General features: G+C 61.9%; 29 protein-coding genes and 1 tRNA gene. 14 read left to right on the plus strand and 16 right to left on the minus strand.

Annotated features, from left to right (window positions below):
* Window positions 1-17: 17 nt before the first annotated feature.
* Window positions 18-1,295: a DUF3662 and FHA domain-containing protein gene (locus L8V00_RS08520; protein ID WP_035003344.1), complete on the minus strand. Its 1,278-nt coding sequence runs from the start codon at window positions 1,293-1,295 to the stop codon at window positions 18-20.
* A gap of 357 nt (window positions 1,296-1,652) precedes the next feature.
* On the opposite strand from L8V00_RS08520, the gene L8V00_RS08525 reads away from it, so the two are divergent.
* Window positions 1,653-1,735: transfer RNA gene (locus L8V00_RS08525), tRNA-Leu, on the plus strand.
* Window positions 1,736-1,837: 102 nt separating this feature from the next.
* On the opposite strand, the gene L8V00_RS08530 is transcribed toward L8V00_RS08525, so the two are convergent.
* Together L8V00_RS08530 and L8V00_RS08535 are read right to left on the minus strand one after the other, a co-directional pair.
* Window positions 1,838-2,440: a DJ-1/PfpI family protein gene (locus tag L8V00_RS08530; RefSeq protein WP_035003346.1), complete on the minus strand. Its 603-nt coding sequence runs from the start codon at window positions 2,438-2,440 to the stop codon at window positions 1,838-1,840.
* Entirely contained in the window at window positions 2,433-3,197 is a 765-nt protein-coding gene (locus L8V00_RS08535; RefSeq protein ID WP_269944751.1) for an NAD(P)/FAD-dependent oxidoreductase, read from the minus strand. Before L8V00_RS08535 ends, L8V00_RS08530 begins: the two co-directional genes overlap by 8 nt.
* A gap of 84 nt (window positions 3,198-3,281) precedes the next feature.
* On the opposite strand from L8V00_RS08535, the gene L8V00_RS08540 reads away from it, so the two are divergent.
* Together L8V00_RS08540 and L8V00_RS08545 are read left to right on the plus strand one after the other, a co-directional pair.
* A complete protein-coding gene (locus L8V00_RS08540; protein ID WP_035003350.1) occupies window positions 3,282-3,785 on the plus strand; it encodes an FBP domain-containing protein in 504 nt (167 codons plus the stop codon).
* Window positions 3,786-3,888: 103 nt separating this feature from the next.
* Window positions 3,889-4,470 (plus strand): hypothetical protein, encoded by a 582-nt coding sequence (locus L8V00_RS08545; protein WP_034986287.1) that lies wholly within the window; start codon window positions 3,889-3,891, stop codon window positions 4,468-4,470.
* Window positions 4,471-4,523: 53 nt separating this feature from the next.
* Here L8V00_RS08545 and L8V00_RS08550 read toward each other — a convergent pair whose 3' ends face one another.
* Window positions 4,524-4,958 carry a TA system VapC family ribonuclease toxin gene (locus L8V00_RS08550; protein WP_269944752.1) on the minus strand — a complete coding sequence of 145 codons (435 nt, stop codon included), beginning with the start codon at window positions 4,956-4,958 and terminating at the stop codon, window positions 4,524-4,526.
* Window positions 4,945-5,184 carry a hypothetical protein gene (locus tag L8V00_RS08555; RefSeq protein WP_034986314.1) on the minus strand — a complete coding sequence of 80 codons (240 nt, stop codon included), beginning with the start codon at window positions 5,182-5,184 and terminating at the stop codon, window positions 4,945-4,947. Before L8V00_RS08555 ends, L8V00_RS08550 begins: the two co-directional genes overlap by 14 nt.
* Window positions 5,185-5,582: 398 nt before the next feature.
* On the opposite strand from L8V00_RS08555, the gene L8V00_RS08560 reads away from it, so the two are divergent.
* Entirely contained in the window at window positions 5,583-5,894 is a 312-nt protein-coding gene (locus L8V00_RS08560; protein WP_255721359.1) for a transglycosylase family protein, read from the plus strand.
* 1 nt (window position 5,895) lies between these two features.
* Here L8V00_RS08560 and L8V00_RS08565 read toward each other — a convergent pair whose 3' ends face one another.
* On the minus strand, window positions 5,896-6,663 hold the full coding sequence (locus tag L8V00_RS08565; RefSeq protein WP_034986284.1) for a PaaI family thioesterase: 768 nt from the start codon (window positions 6,661-6,663) through the stop codon (window positions 5,896-5,898).
* Window positions 6,664-6,822: 159 nt separating this feature from the next.
* Here L8V00_RS08565 and L8V00_RS08570 point away from each other — a divergent pair, with 159 nt between their 5' ends.
* The gene (locus L8V00_RS08570) at window positions 6,823-7,623 is read left to right on the plus strand and encodes an HNH endonuclease family protein (protein ID WP_049050663.1); all 801 of its coding nucleotides are present in this window, start codon (window positions 6,823-6,825) and stop codon (window positions 7,621-7,623) included.
* A 7-nt stretch (window positions 7,624-7,630) separates the two neighbouring features.
* On the opposite strand, the gene L8V00_RS08575 is transcribed toward L8V00_RS08570, so the two are convergent.
* Entirely contained in the window at window positions 7,631-8,272 is a 642-nt protein-coding gene (locus L8V00_RS08575; protein WP_049050662.1) for a DNA-3-methyladenine glycosylase, read from the minus strand.
* Window positions 8,273-8,441: 169 nt separating this feature from the next.
* Between L8V00_RS08575 and L8V00_RS08580 the strand changes: the two genes are divergently transcribed.
* Entirely contained in the window at window positions 8,442-9,605 is a 1,164-nt protein-coding gene (locus tag L8V00_RS08580; RefSeq protein WP_269944753.1) for a cystathionine gamma-synthase, read from the plus strand.
* A gap of 12 nt (window positions 9,606-9,617) precedes the next feature.
* Window positions 9,618-10,034, plus strand: coding sequence for a hypothetical protein (locus L8V00_RS08585; RefSeq protein ID WP_049050660.1), 417 nt, complete (start codon window positions 9,618-9,620; stop codon window positions 10,032-10,034).
* Window positions 10,035-10,065: 31 nt separating this feature from the next.
* On the opposite strand, the gene L8V00_RS08590 is transcribed toward L8V00_RS08585, so the two are convergent.
* Together L8V00_RS08590 and L8V00_RS08595 are read right to left on the minus strand one after the other, a co-directional pair.
* Window positions 10,066-11,106 (minus strand): hypothetical protein, encoded by a 1,041-nt coding sequence (locus L8V00_RS08590; RefSeq protein WP_269944754.1) that lies wholly within the window; start codon window positions 11,104-11,106, stop codon window positions 10,066-10,068.
* 207 nt (window positions 11,107-11,313) lie between these two features.
* Window positions 11,314-12,405 carry a hypothetical protein gene (locus tag L8V00_RS08595; protein ID WP_269944755.1) on the minus strand — a complete coding sequence of 364 codons (1,092 nt, stop codon included), beginning with the start codon at window positions 12,403-12,405 and terminating at the stop codon, window positions 11,314-11,316.
* A gap of 145 nt (window positions 12,406-12,550) precedes the next feature.
* Between L8V00_RS08595 and L8V00_RS08600 the strand changes: the two genes are divergently transcribed.
* Complete coding sequence (locus L8V00_RS08600) at window positions 12,551-13,342, plus strand: SDR family oxidoreductase (protein WP_269944756.1); 792 nt, start codon at window positions 12,551-12,553, stop codon at window positions 13,340-13,342.
* Window positions 13,343-13,404: 62 nt separating this feature from the next.
* Here L8V00_RS08600 and L8V00_RS08605 read toward each other — a convergent pair whose 3' ends face one another.
* Window positions 13,405-13,722 (minus strand): YbjQ family protein, encoded by a 318-nt coding sequence (locus tag L8V00_RS08605; RefSeq protein WP_239387987.1) that lies wholly within the window; start codon window positions 13,720-13,722, stop codon window positions 13,405-13,407.
* A gap of 139 nt (window positions 13,723-13,861) precedes the next feature.
* On the opposite strand from L8V00_RS08605, the gene L8V00_RS08610 reads away from it, so the two are divergent.
* Window positions 13,862-14,680 (plus strand): NAD-dependent deacylase, encoded by an 819-nt coding sequence (locus L8V00_RS08610; RefSeq protein ID WP_269944757.1) that lies wholly within the window; start codon window positions 13,862-13,864, stop codon window positions 14,678-14,680.
* A 33-nt stretch (window positions 14,681-14,713) separates the two neighbouring features.
* On the opposite strand, the gene L8V00_RS08615 is transcribed toward L8V00_RS08610, so the two are convergent.
* Entirely contained in the window at window positions 14,714-17,077 is a 2,364-nt protein-coding gene (locus tag L8V00_RS08615; RefSeq protein ID WP_269944758.1) for an acyltransferase family protein, read from the minus strand.
* 98 nt (window positions 17,078-17,175) lie between these two features.
* Window positions 17,176-17,733 carry a gamma carbonic anhydrase family protein gene (locus L8V00_RS08620; protein WP_269944759.1) on the minus strand — a complete coding sequence of 186 codons (558 nt, stop codon included), beginning with the start codon at window positions 17,731-17,733 and terminating at the stop codon, window positions 17,176-17,178.
* Between the two features lie 89 nt (window positions 17,734-17,822).
* Here L8V00_RS08620 and L8V00_RS08625 point away from each other — a divergent pair, with 89 nt between their 5' ends.
* A complete protein-coding gene (locus tag L8V00_RS08625; RefSeq protein WP_035003379.1) occupies window positions 17,823-18,380 on the plus strand; it encodes a flavodoxin family protein in 558 nt (185 codons plus the stop codon).
* 22 nt (window positions 18,381-18,402) lie between these two features.
* Here L8V00_RS08625 and L8V00_RS08630 read toward each other — a convergent pair whose 3' ends face one another.
* Window positions 18,403-18,756 (minus strand): hypothetical protein, encoded by a 354-nt coding sequence (locus tag L8V00_RS08630; protein ID WP_035003382.1) that lies wholly within the window; start codon window positions 18,754-18,756, stop codon window positions 18,403-18,405.
* A gap of 120 nt (window positions 18,757-18,876) precedes the next feature.
* On the opposite strand from L8V00_RS08630, the gene L8V00_RS08635 reads away from it, so the two are divergent.
* Complete coding sequence (locus tag L8V00_RS08635) at window positions 18,877-19,848, plus strand: NAD(P)H-dependent flavin oxidoreductase (protein WP_049050650.1); 972 nt, start codon at window positions 18,877-18,879, stop codon at window positions 19,846-19,848.
* A 12-nt stretch (window positions 19,849-19,860) separates the two neighbouring features.
* Window positions 19,861-20,244 carry a DUF488 domain-containing protein gene (locus L8V00_RS08640; protein WP_070488508.1) on the plus strand — a complete coding sequence of 128 codons (384 nt, stop codon included), beginning with the start codon at window positions 19,861-19,863 and terminating at the stop codon, window positions 20,242-20,244.
* Window positions 20,245-20,269: 25 nt separating this feature from the next.
* Here the strand turns inward: L8V00_RS08640 and L8V00_RS08645 are convergent, their stop codons facing one another.
* A complete protein-coding gene (locus L8V00_RS08645) occupies window positions 20,270-21,340 on the minus strand; it encodes a CE1 family esterase (RefSeq protein WP_269944760.1) in 1,071 nt (356 codons plus the stop codon).
* A 123-nt stretch (window positions 21,341-21,463) separates the two neighbouring features.
* Here L8V00_RS08645 and L8V00_RS08650 point away from each other — a divergent pair, with 123 nt between their 5' ends.
* Window positions 21,464-21,781: a GlsB/YeaQ/YmgE family stress response membrane protein gene (locus L8V00_RS08650; protein ID WP_080971974.1), complete on the plus strand. Its 318-nt coding sequence runs from the start codon at window positions 21,464-21,466 to the stop codon at window positions 21,779-21,781.
* A 43-nt stretch (window positions 21,782-21,824) separates the two neighbouring features.
* Here L8V00_RS08650 and L8V00_RS08655 read toward each other — a convergent pair whose 3' ends face one another.
* The gene (locus tag L8V00_RS08655) at window positions 21,825-22,130 is read right to left on the minus strand and encodes a hypothetical protein (protein ID WP_049050648.1); all 306 of its coding nucleotides are present in this window, start codon (window positions 22,128-22,130) and stop codon (window positions 21,825-21,827) included.
* Between the two features lie 462 nt (window positions 22,131-22,592).
* Here L8V00_RS08655 and L8V00_RS08660 point away from each other — a divergent pair, with 462 nt between their 5' ends.
* Window positions 22,593-23,255, plus strand: coding sequence for a DNA-3-methyladenine glycosylase I (locus L8V00_RS08660; protein ID WP_049050647.1), 663 nt, complete (start codon window positions 22,593-22,595; stop codon window positions 23,253-23,255).
* On the opposite strand, the gene L8V00_RS08665 is transcribed toward L8V00_RS08660, so the two are convergent.
* The gene (locus L8V00_RS08665) at window positions 23,252-25,585 is read right to left on the minus strand and encodes an NADPH-dependent 2,4-dienoyl-CoA reductase (protein WP_269944761.1); all 2,334 of its coding nucleotides are present in this window, start codon (window positions 25,583-25,585) and stop codon (window positions 23,252-23,254) included. The two genes, L8V00_RS08660 and L8V00_RS08665, sit on opposite strands and share 4 nt — an antisense overlap.
* Window positions 25,586-25,884 lie beyond the last annotated feature (299 nt).

Genomic DNA, 25,884 nt, shown 5'->3' on the forward strand with positions numbered 1-25,884 from the left:
GGAAGGGAAAAATAGGGTTAGTGGAACTCCACGCCGATCTCAGAGTGGCCGAGAGAGATTACGTCGCCGCTGGCCAGCAGCCAGTTTTCGATCGGGGTGCCGTTAACGGAAGTGCCGTTGGTGGACTGCAGGTCCGTCAGCACCGCATCGTAGCCATCCCAGGTGATGTCTGCGTGCTGGCGGGAAACACCGGTATCGGGGATGCGCAGATCCACTCCGTTGCCGCGCCCGATGATGTTGCTGCCCTTGCGTAGTTCGTAGGTGCGGTCGGAGCCATCGTGCAGCGTGAGGGTGACCCGCAGTTCGCTCTCGCCGCTGTCCGCGCCCACGCCTCCGCGTACGGGGGAGGGAGTAGACTGCACAATGACTTCGGTGCCCGGGTAGCTCACCGGACGTTCGAAATCATTGCCTTCCTGCTGGCCCTGCCAGTTCTGCTGGTTGTGCACCGCGCTTTCCTTCTCTTCGTCCTGGGATTGGTGGTCGCGGGGCTCCCAAGATTCCTGGGGTTCCTGGGATACCGGGGACTCTGGGGCCTCAGTATCTTCCGCTTGCTCCGCCTGATCCGACCACTGGTTGCGCGCGAAATCCGGGGAGGCGCGGTGCACACCTGCTGCGCGGGCACCTGCAGCGCCAGCAGCGGCCGCACCTGCAGCGCCAGCGGCAGCACCAGCAGAGTCGGCCGACCCGTTGTGGTGGTGCTGCGCATCTTCCGACGAAACCAGATCCCCTAGAGACCGCCCGGAGTTGGGGTGTTGAGCATCGCTGGACGGGTCGTCGTTGGAGCTAGGGGCGTCATAATCATGAGAGACCAACGAACGCTCGCCGGGCTGCGACGACGGCCATTCCGGACGACCAGCTTGGGCCGGGGCATCCTCGCCGATGGCGACGTTTGCGCTGGAGCGATCCTCGGTGCGGGGAACGTCGAAGCGCGCATCGGCACGCATCTGCCCCGAGTGCAGGCCGCTGTGGGCCGAAATGTTCACCTTGACCGGCTCGTTTGTGCGCCAGCCCTGGTTACGAATGAAGCGGCTCAGGCGATCGCCCATTTCCTCGGCCAGGCGCGGGCGGGACTCGGTGAGGCTTGCGTAGTCGCGGGTGCTGACGAGTACCTGGAAGTAGCTGGGAGCCAAACGCTGGCCCTGGGCATCCGTCATGACGGACTCTTCGGCGTACTGCTTAAGAACCTCGTCGATCTCGGTTGGAACAACCTCGCCGCCGAAGACACGTGCGAAGCCGTTATCCAGCCCGCGCTGAAGCGAGCTGTCGAGCTTCTTGAAACGTCCAAACAGACTCATTGTCCGTAGTCCTCCTGTGTCGTCCTGTGTTTTCCACTGCAGTCGCATGCCTTAAGTGCCTGGCGCTAGTTGTGCCTGGCGGGGCGCTGTATGACGAAAGTCGCGGGCACCGGGTGGCAGGTTGTGCTGTGCAGCCATACCCCGATGCTGCGAGTGTGTAGTTGGCCATTATAGGGGTAGTAACGGGTAACGTGCATTTTCACGCAGGTCAGATGCGTTTTTTGGAAGCGCGCGTGCATCGTGCTAGAGTTTCATTTCGTTGCCAGCGAGCACAGATTCCAGTTAGGAATGTGTGGTTTCAGCAGGCAAGACAGTGTAAACACTGTGGTGAATACCATGTGTCCTACATAGTCACTCGGGCGAGTGGCGGAATGGCAGACGCGCTGGCTTCAGGTGCCAGTGTCCTTCGGGACGTGGGGGTTCAAGTCCCCCTTCGCCCACAGAACGAACACTCCGCAGGGTTGGATCTTCGGATCCTGGCCGTGCGGGGTGTTTTGCATTGCCGGGGGCGGTTACAAGGCAGTAGTAATGCGTGCTAGATTTCAGACCGCGAATGGGTCGTGCTCCGGGTCGCTATTAAATTGAATCTCTAGGTCATGGGCGATCTTCTCCGCAAGTGGAGCGCCGAAGAAGTGGGTGACGAAAGCGACGGCCATATCTATACCCGCTGCCACACCGGAAGACGTCCAACGGTCTCTGTCCTGCACCCACCGGGCAGAGCCTTTCCAGTCGATGTCCTTGCCGAAAGAATTGGCCCAATCAAACGCAAGTTTATTGCTGGTGGCGGCGTATCCCTCCAGCAAACCAGCTGCGGCCAAAACCGCTGAACCCGTGCATATGGAACAGACAAGCGAGGTGCAGCTCGCCATTTTGTAGATGCGGGCCAGGAAATCCGCATCTTTGACGAGTGCTCGCGTTCCCTGGCCGCCGGGGATGATAAAGGTGTCGCACACGAGGGAATCGAAGGTTGTGTCGGGGAGAATTTTCACACCTTGGGAGCTGGCAACGGCTTGCCCATCCACGGAGGCGAACTCCACCTGTAGGCCAGGAACTTTGGAGAAAATCTCGGCAGGACCAAAGACATCCAGCAGTTCAAACCCGTCGAACAGGATAAACGCTACGCGCTGTGGTCGTCCGTTATTCATGGGTCTGCCCTCGAACCTGCTGCAGTTCTTCGTCCAATAAGGCCTGATCGATCGCGATGGCGGTGGAGGCGGAGTCGCCAGCTTCGATGGGATCGGTGGCGCTCACTAGCACTCCCGTTTTCGATTCTGGGTCGGGCTGCACGCGGGAGACGGTGGCGTCCATAAGAGCAACACCGCGCTTTTCGAACAGTGCACGGTCGGCTTCGTCAAGGGAGAGCCCATTGGTGAAGAACGTGACGCGATCGGTCCACTTCCGCATCAAGTGCACCATGTGCGTCGTAAACCTGGGATTCCTTCCGCCGATGACAGCAAGGTCGCGCCCCCGGACCTCGTAGCCGTGGCAATAAGGGCAGTGGAAAACTCGCGATCCCCAAAGCTCGGCTAAGCCCGGTACGTCTGGCAGTTCGTCGGTGATGCCCGTCGCCATGAGTATCTGTCGGGCCGGAAACTGCTGTCCGTCGGCCGTAGTGGCCGTCCATGCGTTGCCTGTTTGCTCGAGAGAGGTGACCTCATTTTGGGTTACTTCACCGCCGAAAGCTATGAATTCGTCGCGCCCTTGGTCGAGTAGCTCCATTGGGCTCGCTCCGTCGCGCCCCATGATGCCGTGAGAGTGGGCGCTGAAGCGGTTACGCGGTTTTCCGTTGTCGATGATTCGGACGGTCCGCTGAGCTCGGGCGAGGGTAACACCCGCCGCAGTGCCTGCAAATCCCCCGCCGATGATGAGTACGTCGAGTGGTTCCGTCGCATTGCGCGCCATGATCTGCTCCCTTCGAGGATTGTTACACTTGGCCACCGTACCTGCATGTTTGGTGCAGTTCGCGCGACGGAAAGGTGGAGTATCGTGCAGGCCTACTCTGAAAAGGCGATTCGGAAGAGCTTTATCAACTGCTCTAAGGGTGCCGCTGCGCGCATTCACATTCCGGCACACGTTCTGGGCGCCGACTGGGGGAGCCAGGTGTTTGTCAGCTGGGCGGACCCCAAGGCGCCCCAGCGGGCATACCTCGTCGCGGAGACCGCGCAGGGTTTGCAGGGTCTCACTATGGAGATCCGTAAGGCCCCGACCGGCGGCGGGGCGCGCATGTGCCAGATTTGCCGCACGCTGCACCCTTCGAGTGGCGCCTCTCTGATTTCGATCGTCACCACGAAGTCCGCGCAGGATAACTACGGCAGCATCGGTACGTACATGTGCAGTGACCTGGCGTGTGTGGATTATGTGCGCGGAACGAAAACTCCGGACGGAACCACGCAGATGACGGAGACGCTGACGGTCGAGGAAAAGGAAGAGCGCGTACTCACCAACGTTCGTAGCCTTATCGCCAGTGTGGAAAATCGGCTGAAGAAGTAGACGCTGCGGCGGAGCAGGCTGACGAAGCAGGCTAAGGGGGTGACTACTCAATAGTCACTCCGGTAACATAGGCCACCTGAAACGCCAGTGAAAGGAGCGTTGGGTGACTTACCCGCAAGGAAACGACGACCAGACTCGCATGTTCAACACGCAGGGCAATGGCGGTTATGGCGGCTACAACTCTGGCTACAACAACCAGCAGCAGTACCCGCAGGGGTATAACTCTGGCTACAACCAGCCCCCGCAAGATCCGCGCGAAGGCCTGCTGGCCGGCCGCTACGACGGCAAGAAGGTTGCGATGAACCTCATCGTCCTCGCTGTTCTGGCCGCGGCTGTCACTTTCGCTGCGGTGTTCATCGTGGACCTCCTGGTGAGCTTCATTCCAGGTGAAGCGTCCGCAGGCGTGGGGCCTGCTGTACTGACTGGAGTGATTGCGGGCGTCATCGGCGTACTCGCCGGGCTCCTGTACATACCGGTTTCCGGTACGGGCAACGAGCACCTCTTTGGCATGGCCGTGATCGCGCTGGCATCAGTCGCCGCGATCGCATGGGTGCTCGCGGGCGGACTGCTAAGTGGCGACTGGGGGACGTTGGTGACGCTCACGGGCATTGTTTGCACCGCCGCAATCGCGTACGTGGTGCCTACCCGCATCGAATCGGCTGCGGTCTACGGCCCGCGCCGATAAATGCTTCGCTCCAGTGGATTGTCCTCGTCGACTGCAATCCGAATCGAGAGTTGCTACTTTCCTTCGCCAATGCTGTTCCACCGCAGGTTGGAGAAGCGGGCGAAACCTTGATCATTGCTTATTAAGGTTGCCTCGTCTGCAATGACCGCGGCGGCAATCCATGCGTCGGGAATATCGTTACCGCAGAGTTTATGCAGTCGCACCATCTCGTCGAAGATGTCCCAAGAAGCGCCTGCGGGGTGTAAAAGCACTGTGTTGGGGGAAGCGAGGACTGCGTTGATGGCTCCTGTAGCCTGCTCCGGGGTGAGAGGCACTGCAAAAATCCGAGGATTCGTCATGATTCGGATAAACCCGGTCGCTACCACGTCGAGAATTCCGACCGATTCACGCTGAGAAAGCGCCTTCTGTAGCCATTCCTTAGCTTCCTTGTGGCGGGGTGCGGAGGAGCTGAATGCGTTAATCAGAACATTGACATCAGGAACGATCATCGAGCGTCTCCCAGAGTGCATCTTTATCGTCGATGTCTACGAGCATGGGGCCGCAGTCAAACACTGGGAGAAAAATGCTGTCTGTTTGTTGTGGAGAGTTTTCAGCTTGCTTTAGAGCCGTTCGAATTACCTCTTCTACGTAAGAACTCAAGGTGAGGTCGTTGAGCTTCGCTTGCTGTTTAGCCGCCTCTAGGACTTTCGAAGGAAGATTAATTGTGGTGCGCATGTACACAATAGTATTCCGCATCAAAGCATCAATCAAGAGGTGCAGTGATGCATTCGCCTGGTGAGAGGCGCTTTCTCAGGTTCTAAGTGGTGGAATCCGGCCAGCAAGGGTTCTAAGAAGCCCCTTAAATTTCGTTATCAATCTGAGATTTTTTCGGGATTTAGCGCTTCTTCGGTTGACGGACCCCGGGGGAGAGTGCGTAAGTTTGCGTGCTTAGTGGCAGCCGCCCGGCAAACGCCCGGGACGCGATACTTCGCGTAACTGCCAGCGTGCAGTCGCAAAGCGCGGCCGCGTAGACATCAAACAATCGATATGAAGCCAGCCACCCGGCCGGCTTCGCAGAAGGAGTTTTCGTCTACATGAATAAGTCCGTAAAGACCGCTTTCGCCCGCATCGGTATGGCCGCAGGCCTGGTTGCTGCTCCGGCAGCCGCCGCAGTTGCGGCAGCCCCGGCCGCACAGGCCGCACCGGTAAGCGCCTGGGATCAGGTCGCACAGTGCGAGTCCGGTGGCAACTGGAGCATCAACACGGGCAACGGCTACTACGGCGGGCTGCAGTTCAGCGCCCAGACCTGGTCTGGCTTCGGCGGCACGAAGTACGCCCCGACTGCTAACCAGGCCACGAAGGCGCAGCAGATCGAGATCGCCGAGAAGGTCCTGGCCAAGCAGGGTGCAGGCGCTTGGCCGAACTGCGGCAAGGTGCTGGGCTAACTTAAGCGTCCAGGTACTTTTCCGGAATATCGAGAGCCACCAGGTCCTCCCGGGACTTGGTGGATTTTTCTAGCGCTACCTTCACCACGTGGCGCATCTGATCCTCGGGATCGGGGATGCGGCGCTGTTCGGACATCAGCACGGTCAGGATCTCCGGCTGATCCTTGAAGCAGTGCCAGACCACGGCGTTTGCCAGCGATTCCAGCACTAGGCCGCGCGGCTGCAGGGCCTGCTTCGGCCGGTCGGCGCGCTTGCCTCCACCGCGCGGGCGGACGTGCAGATCCTGCTGGCCGATGCCCACGATGGAGCCGTCTTTGTTGTAAATGATGGAGGTGTACGGCACGTTGCAGTAGCCGTCCTCTTCGACGGTTTCGGTGATCCAATTGATCAGCTCGGGCGTGAGATCCACGTCCATGTATGCCCCACTGCGACCGGGCTTGAGGAATTGGAAGGTGCCGGTACGGGTCCAAGCTTCGTATTCAGTGCCAAGACGGCGGGCGATCAGGGTGCCGAACAGCACATCCGTCATGGAAAACAGCGTTCCGCCGAAGGCGGCGCCGTGCATGTTGGCGTTCCACCAACGCAGGTTCAGCACGATGCGCGCGTGTGCCCAGTCTTCGGAAACGCGGGTCATCTTAATGCCGGAGCACAGCAGCGGCGGCCAGAGGTTCATCATGCGCCGCATGCGGTTCGGCTTCTCGATCATCTTGTCTGCGAAGGCCGGTACTGCCTTCATTTGTGCACGGTAAATCTTTTTTAGAGGTTTCATGATGCGTTTATGCTACCGCGAGGCCGCCAGCGGTAAGCATCTATAAAAGTATTTTCTTTTTATTGACGCCCCTACGTCCGCGCCGCCCCGCACGCTTGTTCGAAACTTAAGGTGGATGGCCTCCTGGGCTGTCCAGGGCGATTGCTAGCGTGTTGGGTTATGAGCAAGAGGGTAAGTGGGCGTGTATCCGCACGTGCAGCGGCGCTGCTAGTGGGCGTGAGTTTGCTACTTGGTGGGTGCGCCGAGGGTACGGAGTTCCTAGAGGGCGGAAGTTCGGCGTCACAAAGCTCGGAAGCACCGGTAGAACCGACCACAGAAACGGTGCCGGAGCAGTCAGAACAATCCGAGCCCCCAGAGCAGCCAGAACCGGAACAAGAACCAGAGCAACCCGCAGCGCCGGAACGGTCGCTGCACCAGCAGAACATGCTGGACCTGCTGGAGACGCTGGCGGTCAAGGGGCGCGCGCCGAAGACGGGCTACAGTCGCGATGAGTTCGGCCAGCGGTGGAAGGACATCGACCGCAACGGTTGCGACCAGCGCAACGACATCCTCGCGCGCGACCTCACCAACGTGGAGGCGCCGAAGGGTTGCAAGGTGCTCAGTGGTGACCTGCAGGATCCCTATACCGGCCAGCACATCCACTTCGTCCGTGGGCAGAACACCAGCCGGGCAGTGCAGATCGACCACGTGGTGGCGCTGGCCGATGCCTGGCAGAAGGGTGCCCAGCAGCTTTCCCCGGAGCGGCGTGAGCAGTTCGCCAACGATCCTATGAACCTGCTGGCCGTTGATGGGCCGGCGAATATGCAGAAAGGCGCGGGCGATGCCGCGACGTGGCTACCGGCGAATAAGGGTTTCCGCTGCACCTATGTCTCCATTCAGGTGCGAGTGAAGGCGGAGTATCAACTGTGGGTTACACAGGCGGAAAAGGAGGCGATCCAGCGCGAGCTTGGTCGCTGCTAGCAGCCGACTACGAGGGTGTGCGCAGTGGGCTTCCCAGCTGCCGGCCGCGGGGGCTGGAAACGCTGCGGTCGCCGGGCACCCAGAAGCGGAGTAAGGCATCCGCGTTCTTGGTGATCCCTATGCGTTTGCCACGGGTGATCTCTGGGATAGCTGTGCGTGGGGTCAGGGTAAACGGGGCAGTAGTGGATGAGGTATCGCCTGCGCCAGAAATCACTTGATCAACCGCCGAGCCATTAAGGTCCAGGTTCAAACCAAGTGCTGCGCCCAGGTTTCCTGGCCCACGCGCAAGCGCTTCATCCGCGGGCTTTGATCCGCGCCGGGCACGGGCAATTTCGAGCCCCTCGATGATTTTTCCTGCGCGCAGCAGTACTCCTCCAGCCTCGCCATCGGGGCTGCACACCAGGTTGCCGGCACGGTGGATGCCATAACTGGCATACACGTAGAGGTGCTGGGGAGGGCCAAACATAACCTCGCAACGAGGGGTCGGGCCGTTGAAGGCATGGGACGCTTCGTCTGCAATCCCCAGATAGGCCTCGACCTCGGTCAACTCGATAGCCACTCCGCCGTGGCGCAAGACCGCGCCCAACAAAAGCGGGGCGACGACGTCGGCGGGTTGGGCGAAATCGATTCTCTGTGCGCTTCGATCCATGTAGCCATTGTGGTGCTATTGCCCTAAACCCGCCAAGGTTGGTCCATTGTTGCCGAAAACTAGACTGCTTGGTCTATAATCGTTGAAACGATGCGCGCCGGGCCGTGAATTCCCGGCGCAGATAAGCACTAAAACGCGCGACCAAGCACTAGTTCGAAGAGGAGTTTCCATGGCCCACAACACAGATGCCATCCACGCAGGCTACGAGCCCGACGAGTTCATGGGCTCCATCAACGTGCCGATCTACGCCTCCACCACGTTCGCCCAGAATGCGCCGAACGAGCTGCGCGGAGGCTACGAGTACGGTCGGGTGGCGAACCCGACCGTCGACTCGCTGGCCCGCACAATCGCCGCCTTGGAGGGTGGCAAGCACGGCCGCGTCTACGCTTCTGGCATGGCCGCCACCGATCACCTGCTGCGCGTGCTGTTGCGCCCCGGCGACCACCTGATCATGGGGCACGACGCTTACGGCGGAACGTATCGCCTGATCGCCACCGTTTTCAAGGACTGGAACGTGGACTTCACCGTGGTGGACACCACCGACTCCGAGGCCGTCCGTGCGGCGCTGACCCCGAAGACGAAGCTGGTGTGGCTGGAGACCCCGACGAACCCACTGCTCGCCGTGACCGACATCGCTGCCATCGCCGAGGTGCTCGCCGATGAGTTTGGTAGTGACGCCCCCACGCGCCCGCAGCTGATCGTGGATAACACCTTCTGCAGCCCCTACCTGCAGCGCCCCCTGGATCACGGCGCGGACGTGGTGCTGCACTCCACCACGAAGTACATCGGTGGGCACTCCGATGTGGTCGGCGGTGCGATCGTCAGCAACGATGCACAGCTGGACGAGGATCTCGACTTCCTGCTCGGCGGTGCGGGTCCGATTGCCTCGCCTTTCGATGCCTACCTGAATGCCCGAGGCCTGAAGACCCTGGGTGTGCGCATGGACCGCCACTGCTCGAATGCACAGGCCATCGCGGAATACCTGGATGAGCGGGAGGAAGTCGCCACTGTCCTGTACCCCGGCCTGCCACAGCACCCCGGCCACGAGGTGGCCAAGCGCCAGTCCACCGGCAAGGGATTCGGCGGCATGATCTCCGTACGCTTCCACTCCGAGGAAGCGGCGCTGAAGTTCTGTCAGTCCACCAAGCTGATTTGCCTGGCGGAGTCGCTGGGCGGTGTGGAATCGCTGCTGGAGCACCCGGCGACGATGACCCACCAGTCGGTTGCGGGCTCCCAGCTGGAGGTTCCGCGCGACCTGGTGCGCATCTCCATCGGCATTGAGGATCTGGAGGATCTGCTCGCAGATGTCGCGCAGGCGCTGGAGCAGCTTTAAACTACTGGACTTATGAAGTCCTTTTCTTCTTCCAAGTCCCTGACTGCACTGGCCACCGCAAGCGCCCTGACCATCAGCGCCGTCGCAGCCGCCCCGGCGCAGGCCATCGCCCCGTCCGAGGGCAAGGGCTCCAGCACCGCCCCGATCACCCAGCCCACCGACCCAGATTCCAACCCGAACAACCCGAAGGCCAACAACGAAGGCTCCCTGGCGGGCAGCATTGAATCCGCGAACCCGGGTGCCGAATGGCTGCTGAAGACCTTCCCGCTGGGCAGCACGGATCCCGCAGGTTCCCTAGGTAAAGATGTACCGCCGATCGCAGGCATTCTGGCCTGGGTCGGCGGTGTCGTAGGTGCGGTTGCCCTGGGCGCGGCACTGGTTGGTGGCTACCAGCACGCCGTTCAGCAGGGCTGGATCCAGCCGCTGTAGGGAGGCTAGGCGCTAGCTAGCCTGGCGCGGGTTAGGCGTCCTCGCCAACACCGGAGTAGCCAAGCTCGTCGAATACCTGCTTAACCTCGCCGCGCTTCGGGGCGATGAGCTTGGACTCTAGAACGATGTCCTTGTCCTTGTTGAAGATGAACACGATCGTGTTGCCCCTGTCCTTAACGTAGCCAGCGTATTCGTTCGGCTTGTCGTTCACGATCGTCGCGCCGCCGTCCTTGAATTCCTTCTCCTTGACCTCGACGTACTCCTTGTCGTTGATGAAGTCCACGTCCCAGTAGGCCCAACCCGAACCCCGAACGCCCTTACAGTTTGCGCCGGTCATGTCGCGCTTCTCCTTGGAGGAGTCGTAGTAGCGCAGAGTGAAGGTTCCGTCCTTGCACTTGTTCACCAGGTCGTTGACCTTCTCCGGCATTGCGTCCTTGTAAGTGGCGGGGAGGGAATCATCCGGTCCGCCGACGTCACCCCTCTGCGCGGCGGTGGAGCTCGGTGCGCTTGAGGTCTCGGAAGTAGTGGACTCCTCGGAGCTTTCCTCGCTGGTCTCCTCGGTGCTCTCTTCGGAGTTGCCCTCGGTCTGGGAGGTCGAGGTTTCGTCGGAATCGGATCCGTCATCATCCTTGGCCAGCAGGAAGTAGCCGCCTACCGCCAGGGCAATGACGACAGCGAGGGCGACGATGATGCCGATAACCTTGCCGGTGCCCCCGCCACCACCGCCGGAGTTGAGGTCTTGACCATAGGCGCTGGCAGCACCGCCAGCGAAGGGGTTCTGGCCAGGCTGTCCGGACTGTCCGGGTTGGCCGTAGCCGCCCTGGTTAAAAGGATTCTGTCCGGGCTGACCATTCGCACCAGGCTGGCCGTAACCGCCTTGCGGGCCGGGCTGGCCATAACCCCCGGGCTGTGGCTGCTGTGCGCCGTATTGCTGACCGCCCTGGGGCTGGTTCTGGTTTGCGCCCCACTGAGTGGTCTCGTCACCTGGGTTGGAGCCGTTGTTGAAGGGGTTGTTCTCCCCGTTGTTGCCGCCCTGGTTGGGCTGGTTATCGAATGGATTGTTGTTCGTCATGAGGGGACAGGTCCTTTACTCTCTGGAAACGTCATTTTCTGGGTTTTAGGGGCCTGGGAAACAATGGCGCCCTCTCTGTGTGAGGGGCGCCTTCCCGCGGCGCTCGGTAGGTCAAATGGTACGACCCCCGCGGGATGTTCCGTTTCGTTATTCTTCTTCTGAGCTAGGGGTGAATAACGGGGGGGGATAAATCCCCTTGTGATGAGGCTAAGGCTTCTCGTAGCCCAGCTGGGTGAGGACCTCTTGCAGGGTGGACTCGTCTTCGAAGTACATCTTGGTTTCCATGGCGATGCCCTTCGACTTGTTCATGATGAATACGAACGGCTTGGAGTCGTCCATGAGGTAGCCCGCGAAGTTGTTCGGGTCATCGGACCAAATCTCAGCGCCCTGTTCCTTTACGTAGTCGATCTCGTCGGGTACGAACTTCGCATCGATAACGAAGTCCACCTTCTTGCGCTCCCAGGCGGAATCCCGTACGCCGGTGCACTGCATGCCCTTGACCTCGCGGTTGTTATCGCGGGCGAGCTCGTAGGTGCCGTTCTTGCAGTCGCGAACCAGTTCCTGCATCTTCTCGGGCATCGCGTAGGTGTAGGGCTTGTTCATCGAATCATCTGGGCCGTCGAAGTCGCCGGCCTTCGCGGGCTCCTTGGAGGAGGACGAGGTCTCGGAGGTGGAGGATTCCGAGCTGGATTCGGAGGAGTCCTCGCTGGTCTCTTCCGACGAGCCAGACTCTTCGGAGCTCGACGAGGAGCTGGAGGCATCCGTGCTCTCCTCGTCATCCTTGCTCAGGAGGAAGTAGCCACCAACAATCAGGCCGATTACGACAACTGCGGCGACGATAATGCCGATGATTTTGCCACCGTTGCCGCCGCCACCGTTGCCTCCGGCGTTACCTGGCTGGCCGTACGCGCCATAGGGCTGCGAGTTGAACGGGTTCTGCCCCGGCTGACCTTGCTGGCCCGGCTGCCCCGGCTGGCCATAACCCTGCTGACCGAAACCTTGCTGGCCATAACCCTGCTGGCGCTGCTGGCCAAAGCCTTGCGCGCCGTAGCCTGGCTGGTTCTGTTGACCGTAACCAGACTGACCCTGCTGACCGTAGCCCGGCTGGCCTTGGTTCTGGCCGCCCGGGAACTGCTGGTTGCCGTAGCCCTGCTGGCCTTGGTTCTGGCCGCCCGGGAACTGCTGGTTGCCGTAGCCCTGCTGGCCAAAGGGATTCTGAGGCTGATTCGGATTCTGTCCCGGGTTGTTCTGAGAACCGTTATCGGATCCGGGGTAACCGCCTCCGTAATTATTAGTCATAAGAATTCCTTAAGGTAACGCCATAACCTTTGCTAAAGAAAAAGGTTAATGCATAGCTTTCTCTATTGCAGTGTTCTGCAGGGATTGCCTCAAACCAAAACTAAATAGACCCCGCTGCCTGCGCTTGGTCGCTACATTGGAATTCATGAGTTCTACTAATGCAGAGTCCACGAATGCACAGGCCACGTCCATTCCACCAACTAACTCTCGCGTCGCCGTCGTCACCGGCGCGAGTGCAGGCATTGGCGAAGCCACCGCTAAGCTGCTGGCCGCGGACGGCTGGCATGTGGTGTTGGCCGCACGCCGTGCAGAAAAGCTAGAGCAGGTAGCGCAAACGATCGCCCAGGAGGGCGGCAAGGCTACGCCCCTTGTGCTGGATGTGACGGATAGGGCGTCAATAGATAACTTCACCGCAGCGCTCGCCGAGCTGACGGGCTCCAAGATAGACCTACTGGTCAACAACGCAGGTGGCGCGCGGGGGCTCGACCCTGTGCTGGAAGCCGATCCGGAGGATTGGCGCTGGATGTTCGAGGCGAACGTGATGGGCACCCTGGAGGTCACGCGCGCGCTGTTCGATCAGCTGCAGGTGGCGGACGCACCGCAGGTTATCAACGTGGTTTCCGTTGCCGGTCGCGGCGCTTACCGCGGGGGTGCGGGTTATAACGCGGCGAAGTTCGGGCAGACCGCGCTGACTGACGTGATGCGCATGGAGTTCGCCGAGGCGGGCGTGCGCGTCTGCCAGGTCGACCCGGGCCGGGTGGCCACTGACTTCAGCCTGAACCGCTTCAAGGGCGATGCCGAGCGGGCCGAGGAGGTTTACGCGGACAAGCTAAACCTGCAGGCAGAGGACATCGGCGAGGCTATCCGCTGGATCGCGGATCGCCCCCGCCACATGGACGTAGAGTCCATCATGATCCGCCCGCTTGACCAGGTTTAAACCTGGCGCTCGGGATGGCTCGGCGGGTAAGCCGCGCCGGGTTAACCCCGGCAACCAGGGTTTTACTGGAAGGTGACGGCAGTGCCGGTCGCGCTGACCATCACCATGCCGCCCTGCCCCAGGGACTCGTAGTCGACGTCCACGCCGACGATGCCGTGGGCGCCCATCTCCAGCGCGCGATCCACCATCTCCTTTAGCGCGGACTCGCGAGCCTGCAGGATCTCGCCCTCATATGCGGAGGAGCGGCCACCGGTGATGTTGCGGAAGCCCGCGCCGATGTCCTTGAACATGTTGATACCGGCCACCGTCTCGCCCGAGACGATGCGCAGGTACTGCCCAATGGTGTGGCCCTCGACGTTGTTGGTGGTAGTGACGATCATGGAGTTGCTGGCCTTTCTGCGAGTCTTTCTTAATGACGCCCACGTCTGCCGCGGGCGCGCTTATGCAACTGACTATAGAGGACTGCGTGGGCTGCGCGCGCGTGAAAACTTCAGTTGGCCTTCCGGCTAGGGTGGGGGCATGGTCACCGTGATCGCCAGCCCGCAGTCCACCTCCGAAAATCTCCAGCCGCTGAAGTTGGGGGACCTGCCGGAGGATCTTGTCGCCGCAGTGCGCGGCGCCAAGTACGTGGAGGTATTCACCGGGGCGGGCATGTCCGCCGATTCCGGTTTGGATACCTTTCGCGACGCGCAGACAGGCATCTGGTCGCATGTTGATCCCCAGGCGATGGCCACCTTGGACTCCTGGGCGAAGGATCCCGAGCCCATGCTGGCCTGGTACTTGTGGCGGGCGGTGCTATGCCGCCGCGCAGAGGCAAATGCGGGGCACCGGGCGATAGGTGAGTGGGCGGAACGAGGGGGCGTCACCGTACATGTAACAACCCAGAACATCGATGACCTGCACGAGCGTGGTGGCAGCAAGATCGTGGCGCACCTGCATGGCAGCCTGTTTAGCTACCGCTGCAGCATTTGCGGCAAGCCCGCGCGCATGCCGGAGCTGCCCGAGAAACAGGTGAAACGTGCCACGCCGCCGACGTGCTCACTGTGCGGGAACCCGGTGCGGCCGGGCGTGGTGTGGTTCGGTGAGCCGTTGCCGCACCGGGAATGGGAAGCCGCCGAAGAGGCAATGCGGGCGGCGGATCTGGTGGTGATCATTGGCACTTCGGGCGTGGTGTGGCCCGCCGCAGGCCTGCCCGCGATCGCAGCCCAACGCGGCACGCCCATCGTGGAGATCTCGCCCGCGCGCACGGACCTAACGGATATGTGCACATGGTCGCTGCGCACCACCGCGGCGAACGGGGCGCCGCTGCTGGTGGAGGCGGCGGAGGGGCGCGCCTAGAGCGGCGCTGAGCCAGCCTCGCTTAGAACCCCGCTAGTTCTGTGGATTCGGCGGCGCCTGCTGGTTGTGCTTTGGCATCAGGCCGGCGTTCATCGGCGGGATCTTGTGGTTCGGGTCGAACATCTGCGCCTCGATCTCCGGAGCCAGCGTCTCCGCGAAGATGTTGTTGAAGTGGTGCGCATCGCGGTAGACCGCCATGTTGCCGATGATGGAAGGACACCAATCCTCGCGGCAGATTGCGGCCGTCAGATCCATGAGCGTCACGTCCATACCCTTGTACGCCTCGATGGAGGGATCCACAGGCAGCAGGGAGTCCCAAATGCTCTGGCCACACTCGGCGTTGATGGCCAGCACCTCGTCGAAGTTCGGGCGGCCGGGGTTGGCCAGGCCGGGGAAGTCCTCATTCTCTGCAACCTCGCCCTGTTTGCCTTCCATCATCTCGGCAACGCAGGCGCGCATGTCGCGAGGTGCACCCTTGTCGGTGGTCTGCCACGGGTTATCGCGCATCAGCCAGCTGTGGATGCCCTGGTCCGTGAAGCTCTGCACCAGGTCCTTGTACTCCTGCGGCACCTGCTCCGGGCCAGCGCCACCGATCGAGGTCGGGCGCGTACCGGTCATGAAGATGCCCTCTGTCGGCGGATTCTCCTTGATGTAGTCCACGACCTTCTCCGACCAACTGAGGCAGGAGGGGTACTCCTCGCCATTGACGCGCGTGATCTTGGCGTTTACCGGGCAGCCCATCTTCAGCAGCGGGATCATCTTCACGTGCCGGTTGCGGCCCACGATGTCCAGCGCCGGAATGTAGTGCTCGGAGTGCGAGCCGCCGATCACATAGATGGTCTTGTCGGAGTTGACGTCGCCATACGCGCATTCCTCGTCGGAACGGTTGAAATTCTTCGTCAGGATCAACGCATCGCTATCGAAACCGATCTGGCAACCATCGGGCTGCGTCTGCGGCAGCAGGGCGTGGAAGTCCTCCAGCGGCGGCACGATCGGCATGTTCTCCGGCACGGGGGCGTTCACCAGGAAGCTCGCCGCGCCGGGGTAGATCGATCTATCTGCGGCCAGGTCCCACAGCTGTTCACTGTTCACATCCTCGCGGTGCTGAAGGTACTTTGGTGACGCCACCACAGACCCAGCGAGCACCAGAATCAGCACGGCATAGACGGCCTTCGGCCAGGCGGACAGGGACTTTGCCCAGTACTTCGGGCTGAGCAGCACCCAGTTACGCTCGGGCTTCTTGCCCTGGCGCAGGGGGCGTTCAATCAGCTTGTTGGAGAGCCAGGCCAGCACCACGCTGGCTGCGATCACGGCTGCACCCAGGGCGGGGCTGACCTTGGGAACGTTGAAGTAGTAGACGCACAGCACCAGAATCGGCCAGTGCCAGACGTACAGGGCGTAGCTGATGCGACCCAGGAACTGGAACGGGCGCGTCAGCAGCAGGCGAGTCACGCCTACGGGCTCGCCGGAGTGGCCGGAAAGAACCACCAGCAGGGCGCCGCCCAGCGGGATCAGCGTCCACGGGCCGGGGAACTGGTCCGCGCCGTCCAGGAAGAGGCCGGTGCTGATGATCATGCCCAGGCCGACAATGCCCATCACGGTGCGGGTCCAGCGGCCCAGCGGGCGCAGCACCGGGTTGCCGTTCGCGTCGCGGCGCAGCAACAGCATGCCCAGCAGGCCACCCAGACCGATCTCCCAGAAGCGGCTCAGCGTGGAGTAGTAGTTGATGGTCTGGTCTTCAAAGTGGAAGTACGTGGCGTAGGCGAAGGAAAGTACTGTCGCGGCGGTCAGCACAACCAGCAGAGCCGGGCGTGCGTACTTCCGGAAGATTAGGGCAAGCAGAGTAACGACCACCAGGGATGCTACGTAAATCTGCAGCTGCGCCGACATGGACCACAGGTGTTGGAAGGGGCTGACGGTGGTGCGCACTGAGGTGTATTCGCGGCCGGAGTACGCCAGCTGCCAGTTGATGTAGTAGCCCAGGGAAGCCACTGCATCCTTTGCCATCTGTACGTGCACCAGGCGATTCATTAGAAGTAGCGAAGCCGCCAATACACTGGCGACCACCACTGCCAGCAGCGGGAATAGTCGCCGGATGATGCGGATCAGCGACTGAATGAAGGTAAGCCCCTTCGGGTTCTGCGCGTTGCGCAGCTGGCTGCCGAAGAAGAAGATGCCGCCGAGCAGCAAGAACACGTCCACGCCGGAGCTGACTTTGCCGACGAAGACGTGGAAGATCACGACCAGGCCGATGGCCAGACCGCGCAGGCCTTCGATGTCGTAGCGCATCGTGCTGGAACGTGCGCCGGACTTAGCTGGTTGTTTTACCTTTGTGGCGTTCGACTGCTCTGCCTTCTTGGCTGCGCTATCGTCCGCCGAAGAATTTCCCTGTGCCATAACTCGGATAAGTCTATTGACCAGGGGGAAAAATATCGAAACGACTCACCCGAGAATGCTCAAAGCTGCGACGGCGATCACGCCAGGCGCGGCGGGGGCTACTCGAAGTACACATCCTCCAAAGACAGCGCTTCTGCAGTACTGGCCTGGTTACGGGCAGTTTCTACATAGCGCGCCGCGTGGGCGATGAAGCCCTGGCGCTCTTCCTCCGTCAGCTCGCGGCGCACCTTCGCGGGAAGGCCAGCGGCCAGGAATCCCGCCGGAATCTGCTGCCCTTCCAGCACCACCGCGCCCGCTGCGACGAGGCTGCCGCCTCCAATAGTGGAACCCGATAGCAGTGCCGATTGCATGCCAATCAGTGTTCCCGCCCCCACATGCGAGGAGTGAACCAGCGCCTGGTGGCCGATGGTCACATCGTCCTCCAGCACGCATTCCTGGCCGCGCTCCACGTGCATCACGGAGTTGTCTTGCACATTCGTCCGCTCGCCGATGCGGATTGCGCCCACGTCACCGCGCAGCACGCACCCGTAGAACACGGAGGAATCCGCCCCGATTTCCACATCCCCAATGATCGTCACGCCCGGGGAGATCATCGCGCTGCGGTGGATCCTCGGCGTCTTGCCCTGATACGGAAGGATAATCGGTGCTGCATTCATGTTTCCCACCCTAACTATTTTTGGACGCCCACGCTTCCCATTGCCTGGAATACCCCACCTAACCCTGCAGGATCGGTAGCGTTGACACCATGAGCGAGAACGTCACCAGTGAAAAACCAGTAACGATCCTCGTCGTCCACCACAGCCCGACCGAGAAGGCGCAGAAACTCGCCGACACTGTACTCGCGGCAGCACGCGCCGCCGCGGAGGAAGTGAACGCCGAGCTGAGTCCGGCCACAGGTGGAGAGCCAGGCAGGGAGCCAGGCGAGGGTGCAGGCCAGCCCGCCGTGCAGGTGCTGGAACGCCAGGCCCTGGAGCCGGATGTGGAGGAGCTCCGCGGAGCGGACGCCGTGATCCTGGGCACCACCGCCAACTTCGGATACATCTCCGGAGCCCTGAAGCACTACTTCGACACGGTCTACGTGCCCGTCCTCGAAGAGAAGAAAGCCACCCCGACCAGCTGGTGGATCCGGGGTGGCTACGATACGACGGGTGCGGAGAAAGCCATGCGCTCCATCCTCACGGGGCTGGAATGGGAAACGGTGGCTGAACCCGTCGAGTTCACGGGAGATATTGAGCCCCACCTGGCGGAGCTAGAGGCTATGGCTCAGGCTGTGGTGGGCCAGGCTGTGGCGTCAATAATCTAAAGAGCCCTAAGGAAAGAGCTTGTTAGCGCAGGTCGGACAGGACGCACGCAGCGCCTGCGGCGGCGGTGGTGACGGTCAGAACGGCAGGCCAGGCGCCGATCTTCTTGGCTAGCGGGTGGGAAAGGCCAAACGCGGCAAGGTATCCGGCGGTCAGGCCCGTGGCAACACCCGCGCCAGCCTTAGCGTTCCAAGAGCGGGCAGCGTAGCCACCTGCAGCGGCCAGAATCACGCCACCGAGAGGGCGAATACCGGTCTCGCGGGCAGTCAGCCAGCCGCCGACCAGGCCAGCGATGACGACGGATGCGGTGTTGACTTCCTTAGCGGGCTTCAGGGAGGCGGTGGGCTTGAGCTTGTTCAGCTGATTCTTCTTCGACATGACTCCAACTCTACGCTGGTGAAAGGGGAGTAGTTTCGCAAATGAATTAGAAGTAGGACTAGGGTGGCAACCAGACCAAAGCTTTCTGCCCATCCGAGACCATGAGGAGGCATGTGTTCCATGGTTGAACGCATCGATACCCGGTTAACCAGACTATGGGGAATCGATAAGCCCATCATCGGCGCACCGATGGCGGGGCGCTCCGACGGCCACCTGGCAGCCGCAGTCAGCCGCGCCGGTGGATTGGGAATGTTCGGCGCCGGCGCGGGAACCAAGCCCGAATGGATCCTGGAGAACGCACGCATCACCGCAGAGGCTGGACCCTACGGAATCGGCCTGATGGTGTGGGCGCTGGAAGACAACCCGGCCCAGTTCGATGCAGTGCTAGAGGCCAAGCCGAAGGTAGTGAGCCTGGGCTTCGGCGACCCCAAGCCCTACGTAGACCGCGCTCACGAGGCCGGGATCTCTGTCGTGGCTCCCATCAACACCATGGCGCAGTTGCGTCAGGCATTGGTCGCGGGTGTGGACGCCGTGTGTGTGCAGGGAACGGACGCCGGCGGGCACACCGGACACATCGGAACGCTGCCGCTGCTGCAGATCGTGATGGAATACATGCAGGTCAACGCGCCGGGCGTGCCGATCGCTGCCGCGGGTGGCATCGCCACCGGCAGGGGCGTGGCCTCCGTGTTGGTGGCAGGCGCCGACGCAGCATGGGTTGGCACCGCACTGCTGGCCTCCCCGGAAGCCGCCGGGGCGCCCGAGCTGCGACAGGCCGCGATCAAGGCCACGGCCAGCCGGACCGTGCTGACCGACATCTACGACCGCGCCGAAAAGCAAAAGTGGGATACGGAGCAGTGGCCCACCCGCACCGTGCGCAATGCATTCGTGGACGTTTACCGCCCGCTGTCCGAAGCGGGGGAGGTCACCGACGAGGAACTGATCGCGGCCCGCGCCGAGGGCGGGGACTTTGCCGACGAGTTGAAGCTGCACGCGGGGCAGGGCGTGGAGCTGCTACGGGCAGAGGTGCCCGCCGGTGAGGTCGTGCAGGGTATGTACGACGAAGCGCTGCACTGCCTCGGGCGTTTCTCCTAAGGAGGAAACCGCATGGACATCGACCGCGTGTACGACTGGCGCGACCGACAGCGCCAAGGTCTGTATTTAGTGGACCGGTTGTGGCCTAGGGGCGTCAAGAAAGAAAGCCTAGATTTGGCCGGCTGGCCGAAAGAACTAACGCCCAGCAGCGACCTGCGCCGAGAGTTCCACAATGGTTTGAGCTTTGCCGAGTTCCGCGAGAAGTACGTGGCGGAGCTGGAGGAACGGAAAGCCGCAGGGGAACTGGACGATGCCCTGACCGAATTGCGCGACTACCAGGAGCGGGCGACTGAGGAAGGCGCTCCGGAGCTCCTGCTGCTGTATGCCGCGAAAGAAAAAGAGCACAACCATGCGGTTGTGCTCCGAGATTGGCTGGCACCCCAGCTGGAAAGCTAAGGCGCCGGCTATCTAGCCAATCGCGCTAGAGGCGCTGGCGCGACAGGAAGTTCCAGACCTCCTGGGAAGCATCCGGAACGCGGTTCCAGGTGTGGTTCTGCGGGTTCAGAATCAGCTGCAGCTCCTTGCGAGCGCAGGGGTACACGTGGCGCTCGCCACCCCGGATGCGGGTGACGCGCGGCGGGTAGCCGCAGCCGTTACGCTTCGCGTAGCTACCCACCAGGTCGCGAACAGCCAGGTAGTGGGCGCCGTTGTGGCGGTAGCCACCGTTGATCTTCATCATCGTGTCGCCACGGCCATGCATGATCAGGAACGGGATTGCGCGGTTCTTGCAGCCCATGTTCACCGGATCGTAGTAAGCACCGCCGACGGCAGCGGCACCAGCGAAGACGTGCGGCAGGTGGCAAGCCACGACGGCAGTCATGCCGCCGCCGTTGGAGTGACCGGTGGCGTAGATGCGGCCACGGTCGATGTTGTAGGTGCGGTCGATCTCATCGATGATCTGCAGGATGAACTTCAGATCAGTGCCGCCCTTTACCACTGCGTAAGGGGCACCCTCCCAGCCGTGCTTGATGGACTCCGGGAAGATCTTGATGGCCTGCTGGCGAGCACCGGTCTCGTACAGGCGGGAGTAGCGGCGGAAGTTCTCCGGGGTATCGCGCCAGCCGTCGAAGCCGAAGATCACCGGAGTGGGACGCGCCGGGTTGTAGTGCGTCGGCATCTCCAGGATGTAGCGACGGTTGTAGCCAGCGGAACGGGTGTACACGCTGGTCTGGTGGCCGTTGCCAACACGCGGGGCCGGCTTGGCGGTGTTGACGCGCTGCGGGCCAGCCGGCTTACTCGGAGCCGGGGGCTGGAGCATGCGCTGCAGGTCAGCAGAGCCAGCGGGCAGTGGCGGTAGCTCCGGCATCGGGGGCAGCTGCGGCATGGGCGGCAGCTGGGGTAGCGGCGGGACGGAGCCCTGCGGGGCAGCGTTTGCCTCCGGTGCGTTGTAGGTAGCCACGCCCGCGGTACCGAACGCGGTGGCCAGCACCAGCGACAGCGCTACGGCAATGCGCTGAAAGGAAGACAAGAAGGAACTAAGAGATCGATTCACGAATGTGACTATACATATATGTGAAGAAGCTGCCAATTGGATTGGGAAATTCTGGCTAGCTGGAGTTGCTAGCTGAAGTTCGGGCCGTAGAAGTTCCTGCTCACGGTCGGTAGACTGGGCACCATGATTACTGAAACTCTTGCGGCAAACACTTTCCTACTCGCTGAAGGCTCTGCAGTGCCCCCGCTGGGCATGTTCGGTTGGATCATTATCGGTGGCCTGGCCGGCTGGATCGGTTCCAAGATCATGGGCACCGACGAGCAGATGGGCTTCTTCCTCAACATCGTCGTCGGCATCATCGGCGGCTTCCTGGGTGGCTGGGTTCTCGGCCTGCTGGGAGTCGGTAGCGGCGGCATGTTCTGGAGCTTCCTGACCTGCCTGCTGGGTGCCTGCATCCTGCTGTTCATCGTCGGCCTGGTCACCGGCAACCGCAAGAAGTAGGTAACCGCAAGAAGTAACTGCCGTTACGAGCTGGAGCCGGGGTTTAGCCCACCAGCAACATAGAAAGCGCACCTTCGCCCAAGCGTGCGCTTTCGTTTTCTAGGCCCAAGCCCAGCCACATTACGAGAAGCAGGATAATGAGCGCGCAGATGATAAGAATCAGCGTGCCAATAAGGAAATAGGAGCGGAAAGGGCCACTTTTGGACTCTTTCTGCAGAGGCGCCTCAACCGTCGGTTGGGGGCCTTTTTTCTGTGGGTCTACGGCCGGTGTGCCCGTCTCATCGACGAAGCCGCCACGTTGGACGGATACCGCCCGGAACGTGCCCGTATCGCGTTGCTGGCTTTCCATCGGTCTTCTCCGGTTCGTAGATCTTAGCGGTTCGTGCTGTTTCAGCTGCATGTTCAGTGGCGGCGAAATTTTGCATAACTTCTGCAGGGCTGTGTATAGCCCTACGAAAGCTTAAAGGGTAAGAGGAACGAACAGTCGAAACTGTTGGGTTTCTTTAAGCTTAGTATTGTCGCTTCTTTCGTTTCGGGGCTGTCCCAATTCCAGGGGTGTAATGCCAGGTGAGCCTCAAGTGTTCCACCCCTAAGTAGGGTTATTCACAGTCCGAGCTGTCTGTGGATAACCCTGCTAATTGGATGGGTTGGTGGCCGTCTTACACGCCAACCCGTCCCACCTTTTGGTTACGCTGTTGAATGTCTACCAGCGCTCGCGAGCGCGCACCAAATTCCGCACATCAAACACTGCACACTGAATTCCAGGCCACATGTTTGGCACATGTTCTTGGCCGTAGTTGAAAGGAACCCGATGGAAGGCCAACTTCTCACCACCAGCACCGGGCAGCTCGTCGATGAATCGGGAGTCGCCCGTCCGCCGTGGGCCTACCGCAGCGAGATTGAGCTGGACTACTACGACAACGAGTGGGGTCGCCCCGTCATCACCGAACACGGCCTGCTGGAGCGCATCGCCCTCGAAGGCTTCCAATCCGGGTTGTCGTGGGCCACTATCCTGCGCAAGCGGAGGGATTTTCGCTCTGTGTTCTTTCTTTTTGACGCCCAGCGCATCACCGAAATGAGCGAGCCCCAAAGGCGCGCTGCTCTGCAGGATGAACGCTTGATTCGTAATGCCCGCAAGCACGAAGCGCTCTACGAAAACGCCAAGGCGACGCTGGAGCTGCGGCGAGCGGAGGAATATCAGGAATTGCCGGAGGATTCGCCCGCCCGCGACGTTCTGGGCGGGGCGGCCAACCGGCTGGCGCCGGGTCTGCCCGTACTCGTGTGGTCGTTTACCCCGGCGGAGCACTCCCGTCCGACATCGCTGGATGGGGTGCCCTCGACCTCGCCGGAATCCAAGGCGCTGGCGAAGGAGCTAAAACGCCGGGGATTTCAATTCGTCGGCCCCACCACCTGCTACGCGCTGATGCAGGCTATCGGCATGGTCGACGACCGGGTGGTGGAGCCTGCGACTTAGAGTCGTGCGGCCAGCTCCACGGCCTGGCGGATCGCGCGCTTGGCGTCCAGCTCCGCGGCGACATCCGCGCCGCCGATGATGTGGACGTTAGAGGTGCCGTCCTGCTCGGCGTCGCTCTTCTCGGCACCCTCCGGGCGCACGGACTCCTGACCCGTGCACAGCACGACCGTGTCCACGTTGATCACGCGCTCTTCGCGGTTCTCCTTGGTCTCACGCTCGATCTGCTCCAGCAGCTCCTGCTTTTCGGCGCGATCCAGCGTGCGGCCCTCGAAGGTGCCGGACTTGATCTGCTTGATCTTCTTCAGGGTGACCTGCGGATCCTCCACCGGGACGGTGATGTGCAGGCCGTCGGAATCGATCTTCTCGTAGGTCACGCTCACGATCTGCTCCGTGCCGCCCATGGCCACCGCCGCGCGGTGTACCCAGCCGGTCGTCTTGCCCAGCGTGCGGCCCATGCGGGTCGGCTTACGCTGCAGCATCACCACGCGGCGCTGCGGGCGCTCCGGCTGCGGGGAGGAGAGGTTGCCGTGCACATCCGAGTCCTCGACCACGCCCCACTGGCTGTTCCAGGAGGTCAGGGACTGCGGCGCGCCCTGGCGATCCTCCAGCAGGAACTCCGCCACGTCGTAGCCAATGCCGCCAGCGCCGATGACGGCGACGTACTCGCCCGGCGCCTTCTTCCCGGAGATCAGCTCGGCGTAGGTGGCGACGGTCACGCCGTCGATCTTGCCCTCTAGGCCTTCGTTCACGCCCGGGAACTCCGGGATGCGCGGGCGCACGCCCGTGGCCACAACAACTTCCTCGAAGCCATCGGTCTTAAGCTCCTCCGGGGTAACGGCCTTGCCGGTGGAGATGTTCACCTTCAGGCCCTCCAGGCGGTTGACCACCGCGTACAGCGCCTGTACGAACTCTTCCTTGCCCGGCACGCGCATCGCCAGGTTGAACTGGCCACCCAGGGTGTCAGCCGCTTCGAAGACGGTGACATCGTGGCCGCGCAGCGCCAGCGCCTCAGCAGCGAAGAGCCCGGCCACGCCACCGCCGATCACGCCGACCTTCTTGGTGCCCTGTGCGGGCAGCAGCTCCAGCTCGGTCTCGTAGGCGGCGCGAGGGTTAACCAGGCAGGTCGCCCGCTTGTTCTCGAAGGTGTGGTCCAGGCAGGCCTGGTTGCAGGCGATGCAGTGGTTGATCTCGGTGTTCAGGCCGCGTGCAGCGCGGTTGACGAACTCCGGGTCGGCCAGCAGCGGGCGAGCCATGGAGACCAGGTCGGCCTGCGGGGTGCCGGCGGGCTCGCCGTCGCCACCGTCCCAGCTGCCGTCGAGGATGGCCTCGGCAACCTCCGGGGTGTTGATGCGGTTGGAGGCCACCACAGGGATGTTTACGTGCTCGCGCACCTTCTGGGTTGCCCAGGCAAAGGCGCCACGGGGCACGGAGGTCACGATGGTCGGGATCTGCGCCTCATGCCAGCCCACACCGGAGCTCAGCAGGTCAGCCCCGGCCTCCTCGATCTTCTTGGCCAGCTGCAGGATCTCCTCCTGGCTCTGGCCGCCCTCGACCAGCTCCAGCACGGAGATGCGGTAGTCGATGACGAAGTCCTCCGGCACCTTTGCGCGGATGGCCTTAATGATCTCCACGGGGAAGCGCTGGCGGTTCTCCACCGAGCCTCCCCACTTGTCAGTGCGCTGGTTCGTGCGCTCCGCGAGGAACTGGTTAATCAGGTAACCCTCGGAGCCCATCACCTGCACGCCGTCGTAGCCTGCGTCAGCGGCGAGAGCGGCGGAGGTGGCGTAGGCGTCAATAAGCTTTTCAACGTCCTCGGTCGCGATCTCACGGGCGGGGAAGGGGCTGATCGGCGACTGCGAGGCGGAGGCGGACTCCGCCATCGGGTGGTAGCCATAGCGGCCGGCGTGCAGCAGCTGTAGCAGGATCTTCGCGCCACCGGCGTGCACTGCGTCGGTGATCTCACGGTGAGCTTCGGCGATCTCCGGAGTGTTAAACGGAGTGCCGTAGGGAGTCAGGTTGCCCTCCAGGACCGGCGGGTAACCGCCAGTGACCATCGCGGCCACGCCACCTTCGGCGCGGGCGGCATAGAAGGCGGCGAGCTTCGGCACGTCCTCGATGGAATCCTCCAGGCCGGTGTGCATGGAACCCATGATCACGCGGTTGCGGAAGGTGGTCTTTCCTACCTGGACAGGGGAGAGGAGGGTCTTGTAGGCGGTGGCGGGATCCTCCACCGGGGTGGCGGTGAGAGCGGTGGCACCCGGTGCTGTAGTCAGCGGCAGCAGAGTGCGGACGGAAGCGTCAGTGGAGTTGTTGGAAGGCTGGTTCGTCATGGGCGCAATTATCTCTAACTGCGCAAAAACTTGTGGGGCTTTCGAGGAAACCAAGATCATTCAGGCTGCTGCGCGTTAAAGTATGTATCAAAATGTGAGTAATGTATGACGATCGTCGCAGTTCAGCGTGACTTCGATCACACATAAAGGTGAGGCTAGAAAGAGTAAGGCAAACCTAATTTTGTCTGCTCGTGCCGACGGGTGCACTCTAGATAACCCAAGACGAAATGGTGTGACCGGAACTACAGCTGTTTCTTGGAGGAGACTCACGTCACCACCAGACCGGCGGTCCGATTGCA

The sequence above is a fragment of the Corynebacterium evansiae genome, assembly GCF_027570065.1.
Classification (GTDB): Bacteria; Actinomycetota; Actinomycetes; order Mycobacteriales; family Mycobacteriaceae; genus Corynebacterium; species Corynebacterium evansiae.

What these genes read in the sequence shown, in the direction of transcription:
- L8V00_RS08520 (WP_035003344.1), bottom strand. Translation starts at nt 1,295, where the DNA reads ATGAGTCTGTTTGGACGTTTCAAGAAGCTCGACAGCTCGCTTCAGCGC.
- L8V00_RS08530 (WP_035003346.1), bottom strand. Translation starts at nt 2,440, where the DNA reads ATGAATAACGGACGACCACAGCGCGTAGCGTTTATCCTGTTCGACGGG.
- L8V00_RS08535 (WP_269944751.1), bottom strand. Translation starts at nt 3,197, where the DNA reads ATGGCGCGCAATGCGACGGAACCACTCGACGTACTCATCATCGGCGGG.
- L8V00_RS08550 (WP_269944752.1), bottom strand. Translation starts at nt 4,958, where the DNA reads ATGATCGTTCCTGATGTCAATGTTCTGATTAACGCATTCAGCTCCTCC.
- L8V00_RS08555 (WP_034986314.1), bottom strand. Translation starts at nt 5,184, where the DNA reads ATGCGCACCACAATTAATCTTCCTTCGAAAGTCCTAGAGGCGGCTAAA.
- L8V00_RS08560 (WP_255721359.1), top strand. Translation starts at nt 5,583, where the DNA reads ATGGCCGCAGGCCTGGTTGCTGCTCCGGCAGCCGCCGCAGTTGCGGCA.
- L8V00_RS08565 (WP_034986284.1), bottom strand. Translation starts at nt 6,663, where the DNA reads ATGAAACCTCTAAAAAAGATTTACCGTGCACAAATGAAGGCAGTACCG.
- L8V00_RS08570 (WP_049050663.1), top strand. Translation starts at nt 6,823, where the DNA reads ATGAGCAAGAGGGTAAGTGGGCGTGTATCCGCACGTGCAGCGGCGCTG.
- L8V00_RS08575 (WP_049050662.1), bottom strand. Translation starts at nt 8,272, where the DNA reads ATGGATCGAAGCGCACAGAGAATCGATTTCGCCCAACCCGCCGACGTC.
- L8V00_RS08580 (WP_269944753.1), top strand. Translation starts at nt 8,442, where the DNA reads ATGGCCCACAACACAGATGCCATCCACGCAGGCTACGAGCCCGACGAG.
- L8V00_RS08585 (WP_049050660.1), top strand. Translation starts at nt 9,618, where the DNA reads ATGAAGTCCTTTTCTTCTTCCAAGTCCCTGACTGCACTGGCCACCGCA.
- L8V00_RS08590 (WP_269944754.1), bottom strand. Translation starts at nt 11,106, where the DNA reads ATGACGAACAACAATCCATTCGATAACCAGCCCAACCAGGGCGGCAAC.
- L8V00_RS08595 (WP_269944755.1), bottom strand. Translation starts at nt 12,405, where the DNA reads ATGACTAATAATTACGGAGGCGGTTACCCCGGATCCGATAACGGTTCT.
- L8V00_RS08600 (WP_269944756.1), top strand. Translation starts at nt 12,551, where the DNA reads ATGAGTTCTACTAATGCAGAGTCCACGAATGCACAGGCCACGTCCATT.
- L8V00_RS08605 (WP_239387987.1), bottom strand. Translation starts at nt 13,722, where the DNA reads ATGATCGTCACTACCACCAACAACGTCGAGGGCCACACCATTGGGCAG.
- L8V00_RS08610 (WP_269944757.1), top strand. Translation starts at nt 13,862, where the DNA reads ATGGTCACCGTGATCGCCAGCCCGCAGTCCACCTCCGAAAATCTCCAG.
- L8V00_RS08615 (WP_269944758.1), bottom strand. Translation starts at nt 17,077, where the DNA reads ATGGCACAGGGAAATTCTTCGGCGGACGATAGCGCAGCCAAGAAGGCA.
- L8V00_RS08620 (WP_269944759.1), bottom strand. Translation starts at nt 17,733, where the DNA reads ATGAATGCAGCACCGATTATCCTTCCGTATCAGGGCAAGACGCCGAGG.
- L8V00_RS08625 (WP_035003379.1), top strand. Translation starts at nt 17,823, where the DNA reads ATGAGCGAGAACGTCACCAGTGAAAAACCAGTAACGATCCTCGTCGTC.
- L8V00_RS08630 (WP_035003382.1), bottom strand. Translation starts at nt 18,756, where the DNA reads ATGTCGAAGAAGAATCAGCTGAACAAGCTCAAGCCCACCGCCTCCCTG.
- L8V00_RS08635 (WP_049050650.1), top strand. Translation starts at nt 18,877, where the DNA reads ATGGTTGAACGCATCGATACCCGGTTAACCAGACTATGGGGAATCGAT.
- L8V00_RS08640 (WP_070488508.1), top strand. Translation starts at nt 19,861, where the DNA reads ATGGACATCGACCGCGTGTACGACTGGCGCGACCGACAGCGCCAAGGT.
- L8V00_RS08650 (WP_080971974.1), top strand. Translation starts at nt 21,464, where the DNA reads ATGATTACTGAAACTCTTGCGGCAAACACTTTCCTACTCGCTGAAGGC.
- L8V00_RS08655 (WP_049050648.1), bottom strand. Translation starts at nt 22,130, where the DNA reads ATGGAAAGCCAGCAACGCGATACGGGCACGTTCCGGGCGGTATCCGTC.
- L8V00_RS08660 (WP_049050647.1), top strand. Translation starts at nt 22,593, where the DNA reads ATGGAAGGCCAACTTCTCACCACCAGCACCGGGCAGCTCGTCGATGAA.
- L8V00_RS08665 (WP_269944761.1), bottom strand. Translation starts at nt 25,585, where the DNA reads ATGACGAACCAGCCTTCCAACAACTCCACTGACGCTTCCGTCCGCACT.